The 23348-nt window shown below is 62.4% G+C and carries 20 protein-coding genes and 1 pseudogene; 8 read left to right on the forward strand and 13 right to left on the reverse strand.

What is annotated here, in order from left to right:
- Nucleotides 1-98 precede the first annotated feature (98 nt).
- Nucleotides 99-878: an N-acetylmuramoyl-L-alanine amidase gene (locus tag ACODSJ_RS00740; RefSeq protein ID WP_489099901.1), complete on the forward strand. Its 780-nt coding sequence runs from the start codon at nt 99-101 to the stop codon at nt 876-878.
- 75 nt (nt 879-953) lie between these two features.
- Entirely contained in the window at nt 954-2567 is a 1614-nt protein-coding gene (locus tag ACODSJ_RS00745; RefSeq protein ID WP_489099902.1) for an EAL domain-containing protein, read from the forward strand.
- A gap of 20 nt (nt 2568-2587) precedes the next feature.
- Here ACODSJ_RS00745 and ACODSJ_RS00750 read toward each other — a convergent pair whose 3' ends face one another.
- Together ACODSJ_RS00750 and algB are read right to left on the reverse strand one after the other, a co-directional pair.
- Nucleotides 2588-4378, reverse strand: coding sequence for an ATP-binding protein (locus ACODSJ_RS00750; RefSeq protein WP_489099903.1), 1791 nt, complete (start codon nt 4376-4378; stop codon nt 2588-2590).
- A gap of 10 nt (nt 4379-4388) precedes the next feature.
- Nucleotides 4389-5735, reverse strand: coding sequence for a sigma-54-dependent response regulator transcription factor AlgB (algB, locus tag ACODSJ_RS00755; RefSeq protein WP_489099904.1), 1347 nt, complete (start codon nt 5733-5735; stop codon nt 4389-4391).
- A 444-nt stretch (nt 5736-6179) separates the two neighbouring features.
- Between algB and ACODSJ_RS00760 the strand changes: the two genes are divergently transcribed.
- From ACODSJ_RS00760 to ACODSJ_RS00780, 5 genes are all read left to right on the forward strand, one after another.
- On the forward strand, nt 6180-6461 hold the full coding sequence (locus tag ACODSJ_RS00760) for a hypothetical protein (protein ID WP_489099905.1): 282 nt from the start codon (nt 6180-6182) through the stop codon (nt 6459-6461).
- A gap of 84 nt (nt 6462-6545) precedes the next feature.
- A complete protein-coding gene (locus ACODSJ_RS00765) occupies nt 6546-6710 on the forward strand; it encodes a DUF1328 domain-containing protein (protein ID WP_003177151.1) in 165 nt (54 codons plus the stop codon).
- A gap of 2 nt (nt 6711-6712) precedes the next feature.
- Nucleotides 6713-7177 (forward strand): inhibitor of vertebrate lysozyme family protein, encoded by a 465-nt coding sequence (locus ACODSJ_RS00770; protein WP_489099906.1) that lies wholly within the window; start codon nt 6713-6715, stop codon nt 7175-7177.
- Between the two features lie 706 nt (nt 7178-7883).
- Entirely contained in the window at nt 7884-9215 is a 1332-nt protein-coding gene (gltP, locus tag ACODSJ_RS00775) for a glutamate/aspartate:proton symporter GltP (RefSeq protein WP_489099907.1), read from the forward strand.
- Nucleotides 9216-9476: 261 nt separating this feature from the next.
- Nucleotides 9477-10706: a nucleoside recognition domain-containing protein gene (locus tag ACODSJ_RS00780; RefSeq protein ID WP_489099908.1), complete on the forward strand. Its 1230-nt coding sequence runs from the start codon at nt 9477-9479 to the stop codon at nt 10704-10706.
- Nucleotides 10707-10728: 22 nt separating this feature from the next.
- Here the strand turns inward: ACODSJ_RS00780 and ACODSJ_RS00785 are convergent, their stop codons facing one another.
- From ACODSJ_RS00785 to ACODSJ_RS00830, 10 genes are all read right to left on the reverse strand, one after another.
- The gene (locus ACODSJ_RS00785) at nt 10729-11364 is read right to left on the reverse strand and encodes an ABC-type transport auxiliary lipoprotein family protein (RefSeq protein ID WP_489099909.1); all 636 of its coding nucleotides are present in this window, start codon (nt 11362-11364) and stop codon (nt 10729-10731) included.
- Entirely contained in the window at nt 11361-12299 is a 939-nt protein-coding gene (locus tag ACODSJ_RS00790; protein WP_489099910.1) for an MlaD family protein, read from the reverse strand. The genes ACODSJ_RS00785 and ACODSJ_RS00790 overlap by 4 nt, the downstream gene beginning before the upstream one ends.
- Before the next feature lies 1 nt (nt 12300).
- Nucleotides 12301-13104, reverse strand: coding sequence for an ABC transporter ATP-binding protein (locus ACODSJ_RS00795; protein ID WP_489099911.1), 804 nt, complete (start codon nt 13102-13104; stop codon nt 12301-12303).
- On the reverse strand, nt 13101-14249 hold the full coding sequence (locus ACODSJ_RS00800) for an ABC transporter permease (protein ID WP_489099912.1): 1149 nt from the start codon (nt 14247-14249) through the stop codon (nt 13101-13103). The genes ACODSJ_RS00795 and ACODSJ_RS00800 overlap by 4 nt, the downstream gene beginning before the upstream one ends.
- A 52-nt stretch (nt 14250-14301) precedes the next feature.
- Nucleotides 14302-15324 carry a DUF5924 family protein gene (locus ACODSJ_RS00805; protein ID WP_489099913.1) on the reverse strand — a complete coding sequence of 341 codons (1023 nt, stop codon included), beginning with the start codon at nt 15322-15324 and terminating at the stop codon, nt 14302-14304.
- 208 nt (nt 15325-15532) lie between these two features.
- Nucleotides 15533-16924: a M16 family metallopeptidase gene (locus ACODSJ_RS00810; protein WP_489100002.1), complete on the reverse strand. Its 1392-nt coding sequence runs from the start codon at nt 16922-16924 to the stop codon at nt 15533-15535.
- A 187-nt stretch (nt 16925-17111) separates the two neighbouring features.
- The gene (locus ACODSJ_RS00815; protein ID WP_489099914.1) at nt 17112-18770 is read right to left on the reverse strand and encodes a Na/Pi cotransporter family protein; all 1659 of its coding nucleotides are present in this window, start codon (nt 18768-18770) and stop codon (nt 17112-17114) included.
- A 257-nt stretch (nt 18771-19027) separates the two neighbouring features.
- Nucleotides 19028-19795, reverse strand: a complete 768-nt coding sequence (locus ACODSJ_RS00820) for a TerC family protein (RefSeq protein ID WP_489099915.1) — start codon at nt 19793-19795, stop codon at nt 19028-19030.
- 76 nt (nt 19796-19871) lie between these two features.
- A complete protein-coding gene (locus tag ACODSJ_RS00825; protein ID WP_489099916.1) occupies nt 19872-21179 on the reverse strand; it encodes a CitMHS family transporter in 1308 nt (435 codons plus the stop codon).
- A 438-nt stretch (nt 21180-21617) separates the two neighbouring features.
- The gene (locus tag ACODSJ_RS00830) at nt 21618-21944 is read right to left on the reverse strand and encodes a DOPA 4,5-dioxygenase family protein (RefSeq protein ID WP_489099917.1); all 327 of its coding nucleotides are present in this window, start codon (nt 21942-21944) and stop codon (nt 21618-21620) included.
- Nucleotides 21945-22028: 84 nt separating this feature from the next.
- Here ACODSJ_RS00830 and ACODSJ_RS00835 point away from each other — a divergent pair.
- Nucleotides 22029-22250: pseudogene (locus ACODSJ_RS00835) on the forward strand (NADH-flavin reductase); the annotation flags it as partial.
- 111 nt (nt 22251-22361) lie between these two features.
- Here the strand turns inward: ACODSJ_RS00835 and ACODSJ_RS00840 are convergent.
- Nucleotides 22362-23312: a choline sulfate utilization transcriptional regulator gene (locus ACODSJ_RS00840; RefSeq protein ID WP_489099918.1), complete on the reverse strand. Its 951-nt coding sequence runs from the start codon at nt 23310-23312 to the stop codon at nt 22362-22364.
- Nucleotides 23313-23348: the final 36 nt, after the last annotated feature.

Consider the following 23348-nt stretch of genomic DNA (forward strand, 5'->3'; position numbering starts at 1 on the left):
CAATTGTTCCATTTTGTGTCATTGCTTGCGCGAGCCAGCTCATCGCCGGGCAATACGTTACACTGTTGCATTAAATCCAATGTGTAATGTTTTTTGCCATGAAATTCGTCTCGCTCATTGTCGCTCTGTTGGTGTTGGCCGGTTGTGCCAGCGGTCCCCGGTTCGATACCCGTCACCCGTCTGTTAACCAGGACAGCCGCATCCAATTCGTGGTGGTGCACTACACCACGGCGTCGCTGGAGCGGTCGCTGGCCTTGCTGACCCATGGCGAAGTCAGCGCCCATTACCTGATCGGCGACGATAAAGACGCGACCATCTACAAGCTCGTGGATGAGAGCCGCCGGGCCTGGCACGCCGGGGAAAGCGAATGGGAAGGCCGGACCTGGCTCAACTCCAGCTCCGTCGGCATCGAAATCGTCAATCCGGGTTTTGTCGATACGCCCACCGGGCGCCTCTGGTACCCCTACAGCGAAGCGCAGATCCAGGCCTTGATCGTCTTGCTCAAGGACATCGTCCAGCGCAACGGCATCAACGCCCGCGGCATCATCGGCCACAGCGACATCGCGCCCTTGCGCAAGCTGGACCCGGGGCCGCTGTTCCCTTGGAAGCGCTTGGCCCAGGAGGGCCTGGGGATCTGGCCGGACGAACAGGCCGTGGCTCGCCAGCAAGCCCTTTTCGCCGCCCAGTTGCCCAGCGCTGGCTGGTTCCAGGCCGAGTTGGCTCGCCTCGGCTACCCCACCCCGCAGACCGGCGAGTGGGATGTGGCCACCCACCATGTGCTGGCGGCCTTCCAGATGCACTACCGGCCGACCCGCTTCGATGGCGCGCCGGACGCGCAAAGTGCGGCGATCCTCCAGGTGCTGAACCAGTCCCGATAATGACGCCCGTCTGACGGTCACCGACAATTCAAAAACAGCAGCTATAACTCATTGGTAACTTTCGGATTACCCACGATGACGGCTGCCCGTGAAACCCTGCAGAGCTGGCTCCATCGCCCTCTTTTCCTGGCGATCCTGGCGGCTATCCTCAGTACGCTCTTGTTGCTGGCGGGGAGCCTGTTTGTCGTAAAGCAGCAGATCGAGCTGCGCGAAAGCGAGCAGATGAATGCCCAGGGCGAGCGCTTCGTGCAGCGCCTGGAACAGCTCTTCGGGCAATTGCGTGAAAGCCTCGATGACCTGCAACACCAACCGTTGCGCGGCTGTGACGATGACATGATCGCGACGTTGCGGCAGGTCAGCTTCAATTACCGCTTCGTCTATGAGGCGGTGTACATCGACAGCAACGGCAGCTGTTCCAACCGTCCTCGCCAGAGCGGCTTGTCGGTGGCGCGTCCGCCGGACATCCTCGGTCCGACCTACAGCTACTGGCTCAACACCACCACCGAACCCGATGAAGACCGCGCGGTGTTGATGCTCGGGCGCGGTAATTTTCGGGTCGCCACCTCGCGCGGGCATCTGACCGACGTGGTGGATCTGCCCGCCGGTGGCAGCCTGCTGGTGGTCCTGGACCACGGTCAACGCGCGATTCCGGTGCTGGGCGCCGAACAGTACTGGCCGCCCACGGAGCCCTGGCTGGCGAAAAAGAAGCCGGCCTTGCAGGTGACGAAGACCCGGTTGATCTATCGGATGCCCACCGACACCCCGGAGTATCAACTGGTGCTGATCGCCCCGCGCGATGGCTTTCATGTTCCGCCGAGTGCCTGGTGGATGTTGCCCATCAGCCTGGTGCTGGGCCTGGGGATCGGTTTCCAGGTGTTCTTGCTGGCGCGCCATCGCCAGTCCATGGACGCCGAGCTGAACGGGGCTTTGCGGCGCGGTGAGCTGCAGGTGCTGTACCAGCCGATCTTCGATCTGCGCAGCCGCAACTGCGTCGGTGCCGAGGCCTTGCTGCGCTGGCGACGACCGGACGGCACCCTGACCAGCCCGGACCTGTTCATCCCGATGGCCGAGGACACCGGGCAAATCCGCCAGATCACCGACTTTGTCCTGCAGCGGCTGTTCGATCAGCTCGGTCAGCTGCTGCGGGCCAACCCCCAGTTGTACATTTCGGTGAACCTGGGGGCGTGCGATGTGATGGTGCCGCGTATTGGCGAGGTGATCGCCCGCCTGTTGGCGCGGCATCGGGTGTCGGCGCACCAGATTGCCTTCGAAGTGACCGAGCGCGGTCTGATCGATGTGCTGGTCGCCCGGGAGAACCTGCAAGCGCTGCGCGACGTCGGGCACCAAGTGTTGATCGATGACTTCGGCACCGGCTATTGCAGCCTCGCCTATTTGCAGACCCTGCCGGTGGATTGCCTGAAGATCGACAAGGCGTTCATCGATGCCCTGGGCCACGATGCCGCCAGCAGTGGCGTGGCGCCGCACATCATTCGCATGGCCCACGACCTGCAACTCAAGGTGATCGCCGAAGGCATCGAGCATGAGTCCCAGGCGTCTTATCTGAGCAGCGAAGGGGTGAGGTTCGGCCAGGGTTGGCTGTTTGCCCATGCCCTTAGCGCGGTGCAGCTCATCGAGCTGATTACCCGTGGGCGACGGCGGTTTGGGCGGCGTCTGGACGATGAAGCCTAGGGTTTGTCCGAAAAGTGCCCTCAGACGGTCAGGGCCATGTAGAACTGTGTGCCCTGCCCGGGTCTCGAATAAACGCCCATGCGCCCACCGTGGAGCTGGACTATTTCTTTACACAGCGCCAGTCCGAGGCCTGCGCCGCCCTTCTTGCGTCCGACCTGGACGAAAGGTTCGAAGATTCGTCCCTGCTGGCCGTAGGCAATGCCTTCACCGTTGTCCTCGACGCTGATGATCACCCGCTCACCATGGCGGCGGGCCTGGAGGCGAATCTGGCCATGGTCGCTGGTGTGGCGCAGGGCGTTGTCGATCAGGTTGTCCAGCACCCGATCCAGCTGCGGGGCGTCAGCGTGCAGGCGTGGCAGCGGGCCCTGGATCGCCACCAGCAGCTCGATCCCCTTGGCCTGGGCCTGGGCGGCAAACCGCAGGCGCGCGGCTTCGAGCAAATCCTCGATGGAACAAGGGGCCAGGGTCAGCTTCTGCAAGCCGTTCTGGTAGCGAGAGAAATTCAACAAGTCGTTGATGAGCTGCATCAACCGCTGCATTTCTTCGGTCACGGTGTTGAGCAGGTCGGCTTCGCGCGACTCCGGCGGGAAGTGCAGGCGCTCCTGCAACAGGCCGAACGCCATGTGCATGCCGGTCACCGGCGTGCGCAGCTCGTGGGAGGCACGCAGGACGAATTCACTGCGGACCCGTTCGAACGCCCGTTGTTCGGTGACGTCGTGCAGCACCATTACCGCGCCGAGGATCTGCCCTTGGGCCTGGCTCATGGGGGTGAGGCTGTAGGTCAGCAACCGCGACTCGCCGTCGACCTCGATGCCGAGGTCTTGCGGGGCGCGTTCCAGGGTTCCGCCGCGCAGCACCAGTTGCAGTTCTTCATCCAGTTGCGGGTGCCCCAGCGCCTCGCCCAAACCCAGCCCCAGGCGCTCCTCGTCCCAGCCCAGTTGACGTTGGGCCACCGGGTTGAGGTGTTCGAGGCGGCCCTGGCGATCGATGATCAGCAAGCCGTCGTCGATGCTGTCGAGCACCGCCTGCAAGCGCTGCTGGCCGGCGAGCAATTCGTCGACGTTGGTCGCCTGATGCTTGCGCAGGGCCTGGGCCATGGCGCCGAAACGGCGCGCCAGCAGGTTCAACTCGGCGTAGGAAGAAGTCGGCAGCGTCACCTCGAAATGGCCTTGACCGATGTCGTCCGCCGCTGCCGCCAACGCCTCGATGGGCGACCCGAAACGCCGGGCGACACCATGGGCAGTGATGAAGCCGATGATCAGCACCGCCAGCCCCACCAACCCCAGCAGGCCGGAAATCATCAACGCCCGGTCTCGGGCACGGGTCTGGGTCTCGCTGATGTTGTTCAGGGCCTGCCGATACCCCTCGATCAGCCCACTGCGCAACACATTGAATTTATCCGTGAGGTCCTGGATCCCGGTGAGTTTGCTCGGTGATTGGCGAGACGCGGCGAACGCTTCGAGAAACCCCATGTAGTCGGCTTTGGCCCGGCTGAAGTGGGTGGTCGCATCGTCCAGCCCGCGTTCGTGGGCGATGCCCTCCTCAATCAGCGCCAGGTATTGCTCCTTGGACTGCTCCAGCTTGGTCAGGTCGGGCCGCTCGTCGAGCATGATCATCAATTGATCGCCCAGGGTCTGGCGCAGCTTGAGTCCCAGGTCCAGCAAGATGAAGTTGTCGCGCACCGATTGTTCCTGGGTATTGGCCATCTGCATCACGCTGACCAGGCCCAGCAACAGGCCCAGCAACGCCACCGTGATCAGGGCTGAGATACTGAGAAAAAGTCGGGTGCGCAGCTTCATCGCCAGTTTCATAAGGTACCGCTCACAGGTTGTATTGCTTGCGTTTGCGATACAGCGTGGAGGCATCGATGCCCAAGGTCTTGGCGGCCTGGTCCAATGTGTCGGCGGTGGCCAGCACGGCGCCGATGTGGGCTTTCTCCAGTTCGTCGAGGCTCAGCGCGGCGCCGATACGCGGTGCGTTGTTGATCGGTTGCTCGGCCATGCCCAAATGGCTGATTTCGACCTTTTCCTGGGGACAGATGATGCTGGCGCGCTCGACCACGTTGCGCAGCTCGCGGATGTTGCCCGGCCAACGGTAACCCAGCAGCGCTTCGCGCGCCTGGTCGCTGAACCCACGGGCCGGGCGCGCGTACTCCTTGACGAAACGTGCCAGGAAGCGGTCGGCCAGGGTCAGGATGTCTTCGGCACGTTCGCGCAGCGGCGGCAGGTGCAGGGTAATGACGTTCAAGCGGTACAACAGGTCTTCGCGAAAGCGCCCGTCGCGGACCATGTCTTCGAGGTTGAGGTTGGTCGCGGCGAGAATCCGCACGTCGGCGCGGCGGGTGACTGGGTCACCTACCCGTTCGTATTCCTTGTCTTGAATGAACCGCAGCAATTTAGGCTGCAATGTCAGGGGAAAATCGCCAATCTCGTCGAGAAACAGCGTGCCGCCATCGGCCTGGTTGACCCGGCCCAGCGTGCTTTCGCTGGCGCCGGTGAACGCCCCGCGACTGTGGCCGAACAATTCGCTCTCCATCAACTCGGTGGTCAGCGATGGGCAATTGATGGTGACGCAGGATTTTTTCGCCCGTTTGCTCCAGCCATGAATGGCCCGGGCCAACTCGCCCTTGCCCGTGCCGGACTCGCCCAGGATCAGGATGTTGGCGTCGGTACTGGCGACCTGGCGGGCGGTTTCGAGGACGACCTTCATTGCCGGGCTGTGGGAATCGAGGCCGTCCTTGGGCTTGCGCACTTCGCCTTCCAGGGCTTCGAGCCTGGCCGACAGTTGGCGTACCTCCAATTGCTTGGCGGTCGCCAGGCGCAGTTGGTCCGGGCTGCACGGCTTGACCAGATAATCGGCCGCCCCGGCCTGGATCGCATCGACGGCCGTGTCCACGGCCGAGTGGGCGGTGACGATGACCACCCGCATCCAAGGCGCCTGGATACGCATCTGGGCCAGCACATCGAGGCCATTGTCTTCGCCCAGGCGCAGGTCGAGAAAACACAGGTCGAACACCTGGCGTTGCAGGAGGGCGTCCGCTTGGGCGGCGCTGCTGGCGGTGGCGACGCTGTAGCCTTCATCTTCCAGGCAATAACGGAACGTACGCAGGATGGCGGACTCATCGTCTACCAGCAGAATGCGGCCTTGATGCTCGGTGGCAGATTCCATTTTTCCTACGCTCCTTTAATGAATGATGTTGGTTAGTGTCAGAAAAATCGGGCAAGTTGCATGGTTAATTCCTAAGCGCTGCGGCACTGCGAGCGTAGCCCTACTCCTGTCCGACCGCTAAAAGATTGATTTGAGTTCATTTTTTTACCCCGTGCCAGCGTCGGACGATTCAGCTCGCCCGTTCCGACAGGCAATTGCGACGGGCCATTCAAGAAATCCTCGGCAATCTGCCCTCCATCCTTCGTGCAAAACGCACGAGTCCTACGGCGGCCATCGTGCAGGATGCGTCTTCGGTCGTGTGTGGATCTTTTATAACCTATTGACTGTAAAAGGATTTTTTCGAAGAAAAAGCTGGCACGGGCGCTGCAATAACTTGATCAACGCGGGCCTTATTACGCCTCAACCAGATCACCGCACCCGGTCGGGGTGGGGAGGAATTGCAGGATGAATCGTCAACGCAGCGCTCGATTTCACATCTCTTCCCTGCACATCCAGCAGAGCCTGTGGGCTGCCCTGGCGTTGCTGGTCACCCTGGTGGTGGGCCAGCAATGGCTGCTCTGGCAAGCAAGCCAGCGGCCCGAGGCGCCAGCGGTGACGATCCATCGCGCTGCGCAAAGTCATTTCAGTGCCGTGGGCGACATCGCGCAAGCGTCCGCCTCGATGCGAATGATTGAGGTCGACCAGGCTCAGCCTGTGACCGACACGCAGGAGCGTTGGGTGTTTTAACGCAGGGATCGATCCGGTCGTCCGCTTTCGCGGAACCCTCACCGGCAGACCCTCACTCACTAGAAAAGCGTAAGGAGAATCACCATGTTGAGTTGGGCAATCACCTTCCTGATCATTGCCATCATCGCTGCAGTCCTGGGCTTCGGTGGTATCGCCGGCACCGCCACGGGCATCGCCAAGATTCTCTTTGTCGTGTTCCTGGTGATGTTCATCGCTTCCTTCTTTTTTGGCCGTCGCGGCCGAGGTTGATCATGCACGTCGCATTAAAAGCACTGGTTGCCGCCGCACTCATGGGTGGTGGCGCCCTGGCAATGGCTGCCAATGACGGACAGATGCGGGTCAACCAGTTGCTGGAGGCGGACCCGCAATACCGCCAGGCCTGGCAGCACGTCATCCGCAAGGAAGAGCGTTTGCCGGAATGGGTCATGAACCTGTCGGGCGATTCGGATCAGATGAACGCTGTCGAGGAAGACGGTGACAAGTACCTGGTCGGCCCGTTGTGCGAGACACAGGCGACCTGCCGTAGCGAACGGCTGATCGTGGCCGTGAGTTTCGACAAGGAACACGCCTACGCGATGTGGGTGCAAGTGCCTGCGGGGCTGCCGGCCGACAAGTCGCCGACCCGGCATGCCGAATACCGTTTTCTGGGCAAGCCGGATGACGGTATGCAGAAACTGTTAATGGAGCAACTCAAGAAAGACCCGAATTGGTATTGATTTCGAGAGCGGGAAAGGCAGCCCCTGCTTTTCCCTCTGCACGACCCGAGGAGGGTCGCTGCATGACCAGGGGGCCGGGACGTTCTGACTGTTTTGGGTCGGAGTGACCTACGGGCACAAGGAGTGCCTGCGCGAGGGCCGGGTCAGGAAAAAGCTGCAACGCAGGTTCGCAAAGCCCCCCAGGCAGGGCGAACTTGCGCTGAGCTGTTTGTGCAGAAAAAGCGTGTGCCAGAGCGGCCGATTGATTACATATCATTACGGGCCGCGCGCTGCGGCATTTTGACTCGCTCCCGTGAACTTCCTTCCCCACGCCTGACCGTATATCGGAGAATGTTGGCACGATTCCTTTGGCCGGCAGCGACTCGACCTGCCCGCGTTTCATCGGTTTCACAGGCAGCCAAAATAAAGGCGACTACGCTGCAATGGTCGGATCACGGCGCTTATGCCTGCTTGAATGTCGTATTCGAACCGGGTCGGACGAAGGTTTTTTTCGCCAAGACTCATGCCGATTCGGCATAGGGTAGGCGTTTACGGCATTAGACGAGCCCCCCCCGCATCGCAATAGTTGCGCCTTTTTTCGCCTGCCAGTAAGCCGCAATGCGTGCTCGGGGTGACCTTATACGGGGGCAGAGGCAGCGTGTGCGTATCGCCATCGGCGAACCGCGCATGGCCTTTGCCCGTGTCCAACTGAAGTAAGGGTAATGATATGAAGAAGGCAAAACTAAGCCTCGCCTGGCAGATCCTCATCGGTCTGGTGCTCGGTATTGCACTGGGCGCGCTGCTCAACCATTTCAGTGCTGAAAAAGCCTGGTGGATCAGTAACGTGTTGCAACCGGCAGGCGATATCTTTATCCGCTTGATCAAGATGATCGTGATCCCGATCGTGATTTCCTCGCTGATCGTCGGCATTGCCGGGGTGGGCGACGCCAAGAAACTCGGGCGTATCGGCTTCAAGACCATCATTTACTTCGAAATCGTCACCACCATTGCCATCGTCGTTGGCCTGCTGCTGGCCAACTTCTTCCAACCGGGCAACGGCATCGACATGAGCACCCTGGGTACGGTGGATATCTCCAAGTACCAGGCCACCGCTGCTGAGGTCCAGCATGAGCATGCGTTCGTCCAGACCATCCTCAACCTGATCCCGTCGAACATCTTTGCCGCGATGACGCGTGGTGAAATGCTGCCGATCATCTTCTTCTCCGTGTTGTTCGGCCTCGGTCTGTCGAGCCTGCAAGCGGACCTGCGCGAACCGCTGGTGAAAATGTTCCAGGGCGTGTCGGAAAGCATGTTCAAGGTCACCCACATGATCATGAACTACGCCCCGATCGGCGTGTTCGCCCTGATTGCGGTAACCGTCGCCAACTTCGGCTTCGCCTCCCTGCTGCCGCTGGCGAAACTGGTGATCCTGGTTTACTTCGCCATCGCCTTCTTCGCCTTCGTGGTGTTGGGCCTGATCGCCCGCCTGTTCGGCTTCTCGGTGATCAAGCTGATTCGCATCTTCAAGGATGAGCTGGTGCTGGCCTACTCCACCGCCAGCTCCGAAACGGTGCTGCCACGTGTGATCGAGAAAATGGAAGCCTACGGTGCGCCGAAAGCCATCTGCAGCTTCGTGGTGCCTACCGGTTACTCGTTCAACCTCGACGGTTCGACCTTGTACCAGAGCATCGCGGCGATCTTCATCGCCCAGCTGTACGGCATCGACTTGTCCATCAGCCAGCAACTGCTGCTGGTGCTGACCTTGATGGTCACCTCCAAAGGCATCGCCGGCGTACCGGGCGTGTCCTTCGTGGTGCTGTTGGCGACCCTGGGCAGCGTGGGCATCCCGCTGGAAGGCCTGGCCTTCATCGCCGGTGTCGACCGCGTCATGGACATGGCCCGCACCGCGCTGAACGTGATCGGCAACGCCCTGGCCGTGTTGGTCGTCGCCCGTTGGGAAGGCATGTACGACGATGCCAAGGGCCAGCGCTACTGGAACTCCCTGCCGCACTGGCGCAGCAAGGAGCCGCTGCCGGCGGGGAAAACTTCCCGTAACTGATTGCGCAGACCCTGTGGGAGCTTAGCTTGCTCGCGATGGCGGTGTTTCAGCCACATCAATGCTGACTGATCCGACGCTATCGCGAGCAAGCTTTGCTCCCACACGATATGTGAACGACACAAATCCACTGTGGGAGCGAGCCCGCTCGCGATGGCGGCGGAACATCCAGCAGCGATACCACCAAACCCCGGAGCAATCCGGGGTTTGTCGTTTCTGCCAGCCCCGCTATCATTCCCGGCATCTTCCGGGGGAAATTCACTGATGCTCAATGGCCTGTGGCTTGGCTTCTTTATCGTCGCGGCCGTGTCGGCGCTGGCGCAATGGCTGGTTGGCGGCAATGCCGGGATCTTCGCCGCGATGGTGGAAAGCATTTTCGCCATGGCCAAGTTGTCGGTGGAGGTGATGGTCCTGCTGTTCGGCACCTTGACCCTCTGGCTGGGGTTCCTGCGCATCGCCGAGAAGGCCGGCATCGTCGACTGGCTGGCCAAGGCCCTGGGCCCGTTGTTTTCACGGTTGATGCCGGAAGTGCCGCCCGGTCATCCGGCCATCGGCCTGATCACCCTCAACTTTGCCGCCAACGGCCTCGGGCTGGATAACGCCGCCACGCCCATTGGCCTGAAGGCCATGCGCGCCCTGCAAGACCTCAATCCCAGCGCGACCATTGCCAGCAATGCGCAGATCCTGTTCCTGGTGCTCAATGCCTCGTCGCTGACGCTGCTGCCGGTGACGATCTTCATGTACCGCGCCCAACAAGGCGCGCCGGACCCGACCCTGGTGTTCCTGCCGATCCTGATCGCCACCACTGGCTCGACCGTGACGGGGCTGCTGTCGGTGGCCTTTATGCAGCGCTTGCGGCTGTGGGACCCGGTGGTACTGGCCTACCTGATTCCCGGGGCGCTGGCATTGGGCGGCTTCATGGCGCTGTTGGCGACGCTCTCGGCCACGGCGCTGGCGAGCCTGTCGTCGATCCTCGGCAACCTCACGCTGTTCGGCCTGATCATCCTGTTCCTGGTGGTGGGCGCCCTGCGCAAGGTCAAGGTCTACGAGGCCTTCGTCGAAGGCGCGAAAGAAGGCTTCGACGTGGCCAAGAACCTGCTGCCGTACCTTGTGGCAATGCTCTGCGCCGTCGGTGTGCTGCGGGCTTCGGGCGCGCTGGATTTCGGCCTGGACGGCATCCGGCACTTGGTCCAGTGGGCCGGCCTGGACACCCGTTTTGTCGATGCCTTGCCGACCGCCATGGTCAAGCCGTTCTCCGGCAGCGCGGCACGGGCGATGCTGATCGAAACCATGAAGACTTCCGGCGTGGACAGCTTCCCGGCCCTGGTGGCGGCGACCATCCAGGGCAGCACCGAAACCACCTTCTACGTGCTGGCGGTCTATTTCGGCGCCGTGGGCATCCAGCGGGCCCGCCACGCGGTGGGCTGTGCGCTGCTGGCCGAGCTGGCCGGGGTGTTGTCGGCGATCGGCGTCTGCTACTGGTTCTTCGCTTGACCTGAGCCGCGGTCCGGCCGATTCAGGGCTGAGCCGGCGTTGCGAAACGCTGGCCTTGCTCCACTGTCCAGGCCACCACGTCGGCCGTCAGCCGGTCACCGGCGCGGCCAAAGCCGTCCACCACCGCCGGTACCTTCACGTCGCTCAACGGCTGGCGCACTTCAAAACGTCGACTGGCAAGGATGCGCTGGTCGAACCCGCGCACCAGCAGCGCGTCCAGGCGAATCACCACACTGGCCGCTGTCCCCTGGTATTCCGTCTGGAAGGCCTGCAATTGTCCGCCCAACTCCAGGTCCGCTTGCAGGTTGCTGTCGGCGACGCTCAATAGCTTGAGGCGTCCGTCCTGGGCGAAGCCATCGAGCAGGCGGTTGCGCAACAACACCGGGGCCGGGTCGCTCCAGCGCGAGGCGGTGTAGCTGCGCAGCAGGTTGCCTTGGGGGATGACCGCGATTTTCGGACTGTTGAGCACCTCGCTGGCCTGGGGGCTGACCAGGCGCAACGACCAGTTGACCGGCGTATCCGAGACCGCAGGCGCCGGGGTGGCGGGCAAGCGGTAGACGTCCGCCGGTTCGCTCTGGGGCAGGATCGAGCAGCCGCTCACCAGGATCAATCCTGCCAGCGCCAGGCCCGGGTGGACGAGTCGATTGAACGGCTTCATGGCGTGAACTCCTTGTCCTTGTCGTTGCCCAGCAGGTAGCCACTGGGGTTGGCGTCCAGGCGCCGGGAAATACCGCGCAAGGCACTCAGGGTTTCGCGCAGTTCACGCACCGCAGGCGCCAGGGCATTGAGCCCCTGCATGCCGTTGTTCACGGCGTCGCGGTTGTCGTTCAGCAGGCTGTCGAAGGTGGCCGCACTGCGGGCCAGCGATTGTATGGCCTGCCCGGCGTTGCCCATGACCTCTTTGCCTTGGTCGTCCAGCAGGCCATTGGCGTTGCGCATCAACGCGGTGGTCTGCTCCAGGGTGGCGCTGGCCTGCTTGCTGATGGACGCCAGCTGCTGCATGGCCTGGCGGATGTCGCCGCGCTGCTCGGCCACGACCCCGGTGGTTTGTTCCAGGTGTTCGAGGGTCTGGCCCAGGCGCTGGACGTTGTCCGAGGAAAACACTTCATTGGCGTTGTGCAACAGCAGATTGATGCTGGTCATCAGGTCATCGCTGTTGTTAAGCAGGCGGGCGATGGGCGAGGGCGCGGCGATGATCATCGGCGGTTCGCCGTCATGCCCCTTCAGCGCCGGGCTCTGGGGCGTGCCGCCACTGAGCTGGATGATCGAGGTGCCGGTGATGCCGGTCAGGGCCAGCTTGGCCTGGGTGTCCTGCTTGACCGGCGTTTCGGCGCTCAAGCGCACATGGGCCAGCACCCGGCGCGGGTCGTTCGGGTCCAGGCGCAGATTGACCACGTCGCCGACCTTGATGCCGCTGTACTCCACCGAGCTGCCCCGGGACAAGCCACTGACCGCCTCGTTGAAGACCACTTCGTAATACTTGAACTCGCTGTCCACGCTGGATTTTGCCAGCCATAGGCCAAACAGCAGGGCGCTGGCGACCACGATGACGGTGAACAGGCCGATCAGCACATGATGGGCTCGGGTTTCCATGTCAAACCTCGTTGGACTGTGTAGCGGCCGACAGCGCCGCGCGGCCGCGAGGGCCATGAAAGTACTCATGAATCCAGGCGTCGTCGGTTTCCGACACCTTGTCGATGACATCGGCCACCAGCACTTTTTTCTGGGCCAGCACCGCCACCCGGTCGGTGATGGTGTAGAGGGTGTCCAGGTCGTGGGTGACCAGGAACACGCTCAAGCCCAGGGCATCGCGCAGGGTCAGGATCAACTGGTCGAACGCCGCCGCGCCGATGGGGTCGAGGCCGGCGGTGGGTTCGTCGAGAAACAGGATGTCCGGGTCCAGGGCCAGCGCACGGGCCAGGGCTGCACGCTTGATCATGCCGCCGGACAACGACGCCGGGTATTTGTCCGCCGCCGATAACGGCAAGCCAGCCAAGGCCAGCTTCACCGCTGCCAGGTGCTCGGCGTCGGCCCGGCTGAGGCCGGCGTGTTCGATCAGCGGCAGGGCGACGTTTTCGGTCACGGTCAGGGAAGAGAACAGGGCGCCTTTCTGGAACAGCACACCCAGGCGTCGTTCCACCCGCGAGCGGCGTTCCTGGGACAGGCTCGGCAAGTCCTCGCCGAACACCCGCACCTCGCCCTCGCTGGACCGGTTCAGGCCGACGATGCTGCGCAACAGCACCGACTTGCCACTGCCGGAGCCACCGACCACGGCGAGGATCTCGCCTTTGTACAGGTCCAGGTCGAGGTTTTCATGCACGCTCTGGCGGCCAAAGCGGTTGCACAGCCCGCGCACCTGGATCACCGCCTCGGTGGACGGCCGCAAGGATCGGCTCACCAGTTCATCTCCATGAAGAACAGCGCGGCCACGGCATCGAGCACGATCACCACGAAAATCGACTGCACCACGCTGGACGTGGTGTGGGCCCCGACCGACTCGGCGCTGCCGCTGACCTTGAAGCCCTCCAGGCAGCCCACGGCGGCGATCAGGAAGGCGAAGACCGGCGCCTTGACCATCCCCACGAGGAAATGCTGCACGCCGATGTCCGACTGCAACAGCGTCAGGAACATGGCCGGCGAAATGCCCAGCGCCAGGGCGCACACGACACCGCCGCCAATGATGCCCGAGAGCATGGCCAGGAAGGTCAGCATCGGCAGGGCGACCAGCAGCGCCAGCACCCGTGGCACCACCAGCAACTCGACGGGATCGAGACCCAGGGTGCGGATCGCGTCGATTTCTTCGTTGGCCTTCATCGAGCCGATCTGCGCGGTAAACGCGCTGGCGGTGCGTCCCGCCATGAGAATGGCCGTCAACAGCACACCAAACTCCCGCAGGAACGAGAACGCCACCAGGTCCACGGTAAAGATGCTGGCGCCGAAATCGGCCAGGACCGTCGCCCCGAGGAACGCCACCACCGCGCCCACCAGGAACGTCAGCAAGGCGACGATGGGCGCCGCGTCCAGGCCGGTCTGCTCGATGTGAACGACCATCGGCGTCATGCGCCAGCGCCACGGACGCAACAGGTTGCACGCCAGGGTCTGGAGAATCAGGCCAACAAAACCGAGCAGTTGCATCAGGTCCTGCCAGACCTTCTCCACGGTCAGCCCGATGCGGGTCAGCAGTTGGGTGACGACGCTGACATCCGGCTCTTTTTCCGGTACGCAGAAGTCTGTCAGCGAGCGATAGACCGTCTGCAACAACGCGCGCTCGGCGGCCGGCAAGCTGCAATCGGGGTGTTCGGCGGTCTTGCCCAGTCGTTCCGAGCCCAGCAGTTCCACCAGCAACGAGGCGCCGGCGGTGTCGAGGGCACCGAGGCCATTGAGGTCGATCCGGGTGTGTTCGTCGTACTGGCCGCGCAGCGACTCGCTCAGGCGCTTGAGCTGGGCGTAATGGGCCAGCGTCCAGTCGCCGCTGACCCACAGCTGTGCCGGAGAACCAGACGTATCCAGGCGGGCGCTGCCAGTGTGGGGGGCAGGGGTCATAAGCTCCGTGCTCGTTCGGCTTGAACAGCGCTACGTAATACCACGACCGCGATCATTTTGCTGCGGCTGCGGCGCTCACGGTAAAGCGCAGCACGCCGATCATCTGGCCATTTTCCGTCAACACCCGCACCTGCCATTTGCCGGTCGGATCGTCCGGGAAGTTCTGCTTGTGGGTCCAGGCACGATAGCCTTCCTTGCGCCCGCCATGGATGTCCAGGGCGATGCGGTCGACTTCTTTGCCGTTGAACTGCCAGACGTGATAAATCCGCTCGTCGAGGCCGCGCGGCGCGTTGATGGCGGTGTAGGCGTACAGGCCATTGCCACGGATCTGGGCGGCACTGACCTCTTTGAGGCTGTCGCTCGGCGTGCGGTCTTCCACCTGGGTGCTGATCGCCACTTCGGTCATCCACAGCGTCGCTGGCGGCACCCAGGAGCGCAGCACCCAACCGGTGGCGCCAATGCCCAAGGTGATGCACGAGATCGCCAAGGCGTTGCGCACGGTGCGGATCGGGAAGATCGAGGCCAGGCTGGGGAACGACAGCAGCATGGCAATGCCCAGCGCCAGCTTGAAGCTCTGGTCGGTGGTCAGGTGCAGGATCACCGGCAACGCGGTGAGCAGGGCGGCGAACAGCGTCAGGGTATGCAACGCCAGGAATGCCCAGCGCCGCGGTGCCAGCCATTTGTAGTACAGCGGGTCGGTGATCGAGATCAGCGCCGCCGCCCCGAGCAGGCCGGTGAAGATCAGCTGGCTGCTGTTCCAGGTGGTGGTGATAAAGAAGAACGGCAGGACGAAGAACAGGCTTTCCTGGTGGATCATCTGCGTGGCGTAACGCAGCAGCGGCTGGGGGATTTCCCGTTTGAAAATCCGCGCGAACAGCCGGGTCATGCTGTTCTCCACCATCAGCCAGAGCCAACTCACCAGCATCATGACCGCGATCCAGGTCGCCAGGCCTTGCTGGCGGTCCACCAGCATGAAACTGCCGACCCCGGAGATGAAACCACCGAGTGCAATGACCCCTGGGTAGCGCTTCATCAATTCAAGGAGGCGCTGGATGAGGAGAGTCAGGCTTTGCATTGGGCGTGTTCACAGTAAGTCGTAGGAAATATCCCCGACAGAGTATCGTCAGGGCATCGACATGACGAGCATTCTTGTGGCGAGGGTGCTGACTGTGGGAGCAAAGCTTGCTCGCGATGACGGCAGCACAGCCGACCTCAGTGCCAGCAGACCCACCGCTATCGCGAGCAAGCTTTGCTCCCACAGAGCGGGCAATACCGCTGCACGCCTATTCCTCAAGCGGTCGAGCCCGGCGTCGCACCTGCCACACCACCAACCCCACCAGCAGCAACCCCACCAGGCCCGCCGATGCCCAGACCAGTTGATCATCACTGAACAGCGGTTTCTCGATGCGCAGGTAGCCCGGGTCCTTGAGCAGTTCGCGCAGGGCCAGGTTGGCCTGTTCCAGGCTGACGGCCTGCAAGCGTGCGGCCGGGTTGGCGAAGCGGCCGTCTTCATAATCGCCCAGGGCGCCCCAGTAGTAATCGGCCAGGGCGCTGTTGCCTTGAACCGCCCATGTTTGGTGCGCGATCGCTGCGCGCTTGATGCGCATGAAACTGGCGGGGTCCAGGCCATCCTTGAGCAGGCTTTTGCGCAACGCTTCGAGCGCCTGCTCGGCCTGCGGCAGGTCTTCGCGGGCCAGGTCTGCGTTCAGGCTGAAAAAGCCTACGCCGCCGAACACTTCTCGCTCCGTCCATGGCCCGTAGGACAGGCTGCGAGCTAGGCGCAGCTGGCGATAAAGCGCCCAGTCCAGATAGTCCTTGAGCAGGTCGAAGGTTTCATCGTGCTGCTGTTCCAGCACGGGCTCGGGGAACAGCCAATGCAGCTTGGCGCTATTGCCGACCAGGCCGCGGATCAGGTTGCGCTTGGTCACCGCGCTGTAGCGGATCTGTGGCAGTGGCGGGTGGGGGCTGGGCTCTACCGGCTTGAGCGCGCCGAAGCTGCGTTCCAGATAGGCAGGCAACAGGCGATCGAGGTCGCCGACCACGATCAGGGTCATGTTGTTCGGCGCGTACCAGGCTTTGCGCACCTGTTCGATCCGGGCGAGGCTCAGGCGTTCGACCTCGGCCCGCTCCGTGCAGCGCAGGCCCAGTTCCACGGCCAGTTGGTTGCTGGCCTTGTGGCTCAGGTCTTGCCGGTCGAGCCAGCGTTGCAGGTGGGTGTAATGGCCACCGTCCTCGCGTTCCACCACCTGCTTGGCGGCCGCCAGGGCCTTTTCGTCGATGCGCGTGCGCGTCAGCAACGCCAGCAGCATGTCCAGGACCTTGCGCTGGTTGCTCGCCGGCGCCTCGATGACGAACGTGGTATCGGCGTCGCTGGTGAAGGCGTTCCACTCGCCGCCCAGCGACTGCATGCGTTCCTCCAGGCCACCTTCGCCGCTGTCGTCGACGCCACTGAACAACAGGTGCTCAAGCAGGTGCGGCAGTTCCTTGTCGGCGCAACGGAAGTCATCCAGGCCCACGCCGACCACCAGCCGAATCGCCACATGGCCGCGTTCGCTGCCGGGCTTGAGCAGTAATTGCATACCGTTGGGCAGCGTATAGCCTTCGACCTGGAAGCGATCCAGGGCAACCGCCGGCAGTGCGCCGAGCAAGAGACAGACGAACAACAGACAACGCATAAGGGCTTCCTGGCAGCTTGAGTGCAGGTCCATGGCGCCGGGCTGGCCATCATCGTCGGATCGCCGCCCGGAACGGGCACGCTCCCACATCGGGTCTACGTAGTACTCATGACCGTGGGAGCAGGCAGGGTTCGTGAGCGGCTTCACGCCCAAGCCACTGTTACTGACTGATCAATGGGCCAGTTGTTCAAGGCGAATGAGTGATGTCGGAAATTTCATCGGCCGCCAGCGCGCCAATCTCGGCCGTTTCCAACACCACGTAGGCGCTGCCGCAGAACAGCGAATTCAGGCGGCGCATGTCGGCGATTAGCTCCAGGTGCAGGGAACTGGTCTCCAGGCTTTGTACGATCTTGCGGTGCAGGCGGCTGACATGGGCGTGGGCCATGCGTCTTTCCTGCGCCCGAAAGCGACGTTTCTCACGCAGCAAGTGCCGTGCGCTCTCCCGGTCCGCACTCAAGAACACCGACAACCCCAGCCGCAGGTTGGCGATCAGGTGACTGTGCAGCCCCGCCAGCTCCTCCACGCCGACGTCGGAGAAGGATCGGCCCTGGGCGGTTTTCTGCTGCTGGATCTTGCGCAACATGCGTTCGATGAGGTCGCTGGCCAGCTTCAGGTTGATCGCCAGCTCGATGATTTCCGCCCAGCGGCGGCTGTCCTGCTCGCTGAGGTCCTCGCGGGGCATTTGCGCCATGTACAACTTGATGGTGCTGCACAGGGCTTCGACGTCATCGCTCATGCGTCGCACGTCCTGGGTGAGCGCCGTCTGTTGGCCACGCAGGACGTCTGGCAGGGCTTCGAGCATGTTTTCGATCAGGTCGCCGATCCGCAAGGTTTCCCGGGCCGCGTTGGCCAACGCCAGGCTTGGGGTAGCCAACGCGGTGGGGTCCAGGTGACGGGGCTTGATCGTGCCATTGGTTTCCGGCCGCTCCGGCAGCAGCCAATTGCACAGCCTGGCCATGGGCGCGACGCTGGGCAGCAGCACCAAGCAGCGCACGGTGTTGTAGAGCAGGTGGAAACCGATGACGGTCTCCTGGGCGCTGAAATCCAGGCTGTCGAGCCAGTGCACCAGCGGATCGAGCACCGGGATGATCAGCAACAAGCCGATCAGCTTGTACAACAGGCTGCCCAGGGCGACTCGCCGCCCGGCGGCGTTCTGCATGCTGGTGCTGAGGAATGCCAGCACACCGCTGCCGATGTTGGCGCCGATCACCAGGCCGATGGCCACCGGCAGGCTGATCACCGCCGCGCCGGCCAGTGTCGCGGTCAGCAGCACGGCGGCCAGGCTGGAATAGGAGATCATCGCAAACAGAGCGCCGACCAAGGCGTCGAGCAGGATATCGCCGGTCAGCGAGGCAAAGATCACCTTCACGCCCTGGGCATGGGTGATGGGGGTGGCGGCCTCGACGATCAGTTGCAGCGCCAGGATGATCAGGCCCAGGCCGATGCCGACCCGACCCATTTGCCCTACGCGGGTCTGTTTGCGCGACAGGAAAAAAATCACCCCGAGAAAAATCAGCAACGGCGACAGCCAGGACAGGTCGAGGGTCAGCACCCGCGCCATCAGCGCGGTCCCGACGTCGGCGCCGAGCATGGTCGCCAAGGCCGGGGTCAATGCCATCAGGCCTTGGCCGACGAAGGACGTGACGAGCATGGCCGTGGCGTTGCTGCTCTGGACCATGGCCGTGACCATGATGCCGGCCAGGAACGCCAGCCAGCGCCGGGCCATGTTCTGGCCGATGACATGGCGCAGGTTGGAACCGTAGACCCGCAAGATGCCGGTACGGACGATGTGCGTGCCCCAGATCAGCAGGGTCACGGCGGAGAGCAAATTGAGCAGGGTCAGCATGACAAGCCCCCTGTTAACGCCCCAAAGGGACAAATTGACGATGCCACATGGTTCTTTGTTGTACTTAAGCTGTAGTTGGCGAACGCTTCGAGCGCCAGCATTGCACAGCTAAAGAATGCTTTGAAATAAATCTGTCATGAACAAATTCGCAGAACCACCACAACACCCTATGTGGGAGCGGGTTTTCATCAGGTCACTTTTCCGGCAGACATGAAAAAGGGGCTCCAAGAGCCCCTTCGTTCATTGCCTGGGTGTCATCACTGCCCCGGGACATCCTTGCGCAGTTTCACCGGATCCTGCTGCTTGCGCTTGCGCGCAATGGCGGTGCGCATCTTGATATTGATGGCTTCCACCGCCAGCGAGAACGCCATGGCGAAGTAGACGTAGCCTTTTGGCACGTGCACGTCGAACGCCTCGGCGATCAGCACGGTGCCGACCACCAGCAGGAACGACAGCGCCAGCATCTTCAGCGACGGGTGCTTGTCGATGAACTCACTGATGGTGCCCGAAGCCAGCATCATCACCAGCACCGCCACGATGATCGCGGCGACCATCACCGGTACATGGGAGACCATGCCGACCGCAGTGATGACCGAGTCCAGGGAGAACACGATGTCGATGATCGCGATCTGGATGATGGTGTAGAGGAAGTTGCCGCCCTTGCCCGAAGGCTCGTCGTTGCTTTCGTCTTCGCCTTCCAGCGCGTGGTACATCTCCTGGGAGCTTTTCCACAGCAGGAACAGGCCACCGAAGAACAGGATCAGGTCGCGACCGGAGATACCTTGGCCGAGCACTTCGAACAGGTCGGCGGTCAGGCGCATGACCCAGGTGATCGACAGCAGCAGCATGATCCGCGTGACCATGGCCAGGGCCAGGCCGAAGATCCGGGTGCGCGCCTGCATGTGCTTGGGCATGCGGCTGACCAGGATCGAGATCATGATGATGTTATCGATGCCCAGGACGATTTCCAGGGCGGTCAGGGTGAAGAAGGCAACCCAGATTTCCGGGTTGGTCAGCCATTCCATGTGAGTTCCTTTGAACGAGTGTTAAACCAAGACGCCAGCGGTGAGCTGGCGGCGTGGTTGTTTGATGCCGTTATGGTTACAGAGTGCTGAACAGCGGAAAAGTCCCCAACAGCAATGCCGCGACCAGTATGCACAGGCAGACCAGCACTGCCCACTTCAAGGTGAAGCGCTGGTGATCACCGAATTCGATCCCGGCCAGCGCCACCAGCAGGTAGGTCGATGGCACCAGCGGACTGAGCAGGTGGACCGGTTGGCCGACGATCGAAGCGCGGGCCATTTCCACCGCGGTGATGCCGTAGTGGCTGGCCGCTTCGGAGAGCACTGGCAACACGCCATAGTAAAACGCGTCGTTCGACATGAAGAACGTGAACGGCATGCTCACCAGCGCTGTAATCACGGCCAGGTAAGGGCCGAGGAAATCAGGGATCACCGCCAGCAGGCTTTTCGACATGGCATCGACCATGCCGGTGCCGGACAGGATACCTGTAAAGATACCGGCGGCGAAAATCAGACTGACCACCGACAACACACTGCCGGCGTGGGCCGAAACGCGATCCTTCTGCTGTTGCAGGCAAGGGTAGTTGACGATCATCGCGATGCTGAACGCCACCATGAACAGCACGGGCAGCGGCAGCAGGCCAGCGATCAGCGTGCCCATCAAGACCAGGGTCAACAGGCCGTTGAACCAGATCAGTTTCGGCCGGCGCGCATCGGGGAACTGCGAAACGCTGATTTCGCTGTGGTCGATCTCGTCGCCGATCAGGTGCAGCTCACCCAGACGCGCACGTTCACGCTTGCCGTAGAAGTAGGCAATGATCAGGATCGCCACCACACCGGCGGCCATCGCCGGAATCATCGGCACGAAGATGTCGGACGGGTCCACGTGCAGCGCACTGGCCGCACGGGCGGTCGGGCCACCCCACGGGGTCATGTTCATCACGCCACCGGCGAGGATGATCAGGCCGGCCATGATCCGTGGGCTCATGCCGATGCGGCTGTAGAGCGGCAGCATCGCGGCCACGCAGATCATGTAAGTGGTCGCGCCGTCACCATCGAGGGAAACGACGAGCGCCAGGACGGCGGTACCGACCGAAACTTTCAGCGGGTCACCCTTGACCAGCTTGAGGATCTTGCGCACGGCCGGGTCGAACAGGCCGGAGTCGATCATCAGGGCAAAGTAGAGAATCGCGAACATCAGCATCACCCCGGTCGGGGCGAGCTTGGTGATGCCTTCGAGCATCATGGGCCCGATCTTCGGCGCAAAACCGCCGAACAGGGCAAACAGAATAGGAATGATGATCAGGGCAATCAGCGCGGACAGGCGCTTGGTCATGATCAGGAACATGAACGTGATGACCATGGCAAAGCCAAGGAAAGTCAGCATGGGAAATACTCCAGGCGTGGCGCGGCGGGCAAGGGCGAACCGAAAGGGTCAGCGCAGGATGCAGGGCTCGGGACGGACGAATGGAGTTGGCGCGACGGGACAGGTAGTAGCGGACATCAGGATCACCATTGTTGTTGTTAAAAGGGCCAAACGAGTAGAAATCCGTTTTCTGGCCACCGGTCTTTTGCCGGTAGTGGGGCGATCCTAATCGGGCAAGCTTTCAGCCAGCTTTCGTTGCGGACAATAGAATTTTCTGTAGGAACAAGCGTATCGGTGGGCGCAAAACTGACTAAAGGAGCCAGTCCAACCTGTGGGAGCAAAGCTTGCTCGCGATTGGGCTGGTACATTCAGCATCGCAGTGACAGGCCCACCGCTATCGCGAGCAAGCTTTGCTCCCACAGAAATCGGGCTCCCGCAAATCCGTGTTCCACCGATAAATCAGAACGCCGAAAGATCCAACGGCCGCACCGCCCCCATCCAGATCGCATGGTCAGTGTGATCGGCCAGGTCATCGCCGGTGTTCGGGTGCAGGAAGACCACCAGGCCCTTGCGATTGAGTGCCAGCCACGGCAAGACCACGCCGATGTACTGCGGATCGAATGCCAGCTGGCAGCTCCAGTCCGGGTGCGGGCCGACCGGGCGTTGGTGGACGCGGCCCATGGTCAGTGGAAACAGTTTCGCCGCCTCTTCGCACAGCGCCCGCGCCTGATCCAAGGTGCTGGCGTCGAAATACACATGGGCGTGATAACCCTTGATTCGTTGCATTTGTCACTCCCTGTCAAAGCGGCCGAACCCTCTTCGTTTCCTGCGGGTCAGAGCTGTACACGCGCAAAGAAAGGAAACACAGCCATGAAGAATGCCGAAACCCCGGCCATCAAAGTGGTGCTCTATGGTGCCATGAGCAGCCTCGGTGGTGCGTTGATGGCTGAAATGCTGCGCCGCCAACATGAAGTCATCGCCATTCTCGATGACCTTACCGCGCTGGCGCCCCGCCCGGGCCTGCGCACCAAGACCGGTGACTTGTTCGACCCGGAGCGGGTCAAGCAAAGCGTTGCCGGGGCCAGCGCCGTGGCGAGGGAGCTTGCTCCCGCTGGGGCGCGGAGCGGCCCCTTTCTTTGCGGGCGCTGCGCCCGAGCGGGAGCAAGCTCCCTCGCCACACTGTCTAGTGGAAGGTTCGCCACATCAAACAGCAATGGACGGCAGCGGCAGGCCGGTGAGGGTGTCGGCGCTGTTGGCTTGTTCTTCCGTCAGCCAGTCGACGAACTGCCGGATCAATGCCCCGCGCCGTTTGCGTTGGGGCAGGACCACGTAATAACCCAGCCGCGACAGCACCGTTTCGGCAATGGGGCGGCACAGCAGCCCCTGCGCCAATAAGTTATCCACAAGGTGACGCCAGCCGATGGCGACTCCCTGGCCGCCAATGGCGGCCTGGATGAGCAAGGTGTAGTTGTCGAAACGCAATTGCCCGGGAGCGGGCGGCGAGGTGATGCCCAATTCGCGGAACACGCCGCTCCAGTCGAACCAACTGCTGCTGTTTTCCGCGCGCAGGTGCAGCAACGGCAGCTCTGACAACACCTGGGCGGGCAGGGGCAGCGAGCGTTCCTTGAGCAGCAAGGGGCTGCACACCGGAAAGACTTCTTCGCTGAACAACCAGTGACTTTCGCCTTGTTTGAAACGACCGTCGCCGAACAGGATGGCTACGTCGATATCTGTACGGAGCATCGCGTGGTTGCGCTCGCCGGTCACCAGGCTCACGTCTATCTGCGGGTTGGCGGCGTGGAAGCGATGCAGGCGCGGCATCAGCCAATAGGCGGCGAAGGCGAAATCCGTGGCGACTTGCAGCACTTCATGCTGATGCTGCGCGGTGATCGCGCCGAGTCCTGCATCGATGCTCTGCAAACCGGCCTGGACTTGCTCGAACAGGATCGAGCCCACTTCGGTCAGTTCGATGCCGCGGTAGATGCGATCGAACAGCCGCGTGCCCAGCTGTTCTTCCAAGCGCTTGATTTGCTGGCTAATGGCCGGTTGGGTGGTGCCCAGTTCAATCGCCGCGGCCGTGAAGCTTCGATGGCGAGCGGCGGCCTCGAAGGCGCGGAACAGATCCAGGGACAGGTCACCGAGGGCGTCATACATAAGCTGTGCTTATCCTAGTCATTATCCTGCGTGGGC

This window comes from Pseudomonas sp. FG6, from assembly GCF_057809015.1.

Excerpts from the sequence above, each read along its gene's own strand:
- ACODSJ_RS00740 (WP_489099901.1), top strand. The coding sequence starts at position 99 with ATGAAATTCGTCTCGCTCATTGTCGCTCTGTTGGTGTTGGCCGGTTGT.
- ACODSJ_RS00745 (WP_489099902.1), top strand. The coding sequence starts at position 954 with ATGACGGCTGCCCGTGAAACCCTGCAGAGCTGGCTCCATCGCCCTCTT.
- ACODSJ_RS00750 (WP_489099903.1), bottom strand. The coding sequence starts at position 4,378 with ATGAAACTGGCGATGAAGCTGCGCACCCGACTTTTTCTCAGTATCTCA.
- algB (WP_489099904.1), bottom strand. The coding sequence starts at position 5,735 with ATGGAATCTGCCACCGAGCATCAAGGCCGCATTCTGCTGGTAGACGAT.
- ACODSJ_RS00760 (WP_489099905.1), top strand. The coding sequence starts at position 6,180 with ATGAATCGTCAACGCAGCGCTCGATTTCACATCTCTTCCCTGCACATC.
- ACODSJ_RS00765 (WP_003177151.1), top strand. The coding sequence starts at position 6,546 with ATGTTGAGTTGGGCAATCACCTTCCTGATCATTGCCATCATCGCTGCA.
- ACODSJ_RS00770 (WP_489099906.1), top strand. The coding sequence starts at position 6,713 with ATGCACGTCGCATTAAAAGCACTGGTTGCCGCCGCACTCATGGGTGGT.
- gltP (WP_489099907.1), top strand. The coding sequence starts at position 7,884 with ATGAAGAAGGCAAAACTAAGCCTCGCCTGGCAGATCCTCATCGGTCTG.
- ACODSJ_RS00780 (WP_489099908.1), top strand. The coding sequence starts at position 9,477 with ATGCTCAATGGCCTGTGGCTTGGCTTCTTTATCGTCGCGGCCGTGTCG.
- ACODSJ_RS00785 (WP_489099909.1), bottom strand. The coding sequence starts at position 11,364 with ATGAAGCCGTTCAATCGACTCGTCCACCCGGGCCTGGCGCTGGCAGGA.
- ACODSJ_RS00790 (WP_489099910.1), bottom strand. The coding sequence starts at position 12,299 with ATGGAAACCCGAGCCCATCATGTGCTGATCGGCCTGTTCACCGTCATC.
- ACODSJ_RS00800 (WP_489099912.1), bottom strand. The coding sequence starts at position 14,249 with ATGACCCCTGCCCCCCACACTGGCAGCGCCCGCCTGGATACGTCTGGT.
- ACODSJ_RS00805 (WP_489099913.1), bottom strand. The coding sequence starts at position 15,324 with ATGCAAAGCCTGACTCTCCTCATCCAGCGCCTCCTTGAATTGATGAAG.
- ACODSJ_RS00810 (WP_489100002.1), bottom strand. The coding sequence starts at position 16,924 with ATGCGTTGTCTGTTGTTCGTCTGTCTCTTGCTCGGCGCACTGCCGGCG.
- ACODSJ_RS00815 (WP_489099914.1), bottom strand. The coding sequence starts at position 18,770 with ATGCTGACCCTGCTCAATTTGCTCTCCGCCGTGACCCTGCTGATCTGG.
- ACODSJ_RS00820 (WP_489099915.1), bottom strand. The coding sequence starts at position 19,795 with ATGGAATGGCTGACCAACCCGGAAATCTGGGTTGCCTTCTTCACCCTG.
- ACODSJ_RS00825 (WP_489099916.1), bottom strand. The coding sequence starts at position 21,179 with ATGCTGACTTTCCTTGGCTTTGCCATGGTCATCACGTTCATGTTCCTG.
- ACODSJ_RS00830 (WP_489099917.1), bottom strand. The coding sequence starts at position 21,944 with ATGCAACGAATCAAGGGTTATCACGCCCATGTGTATTTCGACGCCAGC.
- ACODSJ_RS00840 (WP_489099918.1), bottom strand. The coding sequence starts at position 23,312 with ATGTATGACGCCCTCGGTGACCTGTCCCTGGATCTGTTCCGCGCCTTC.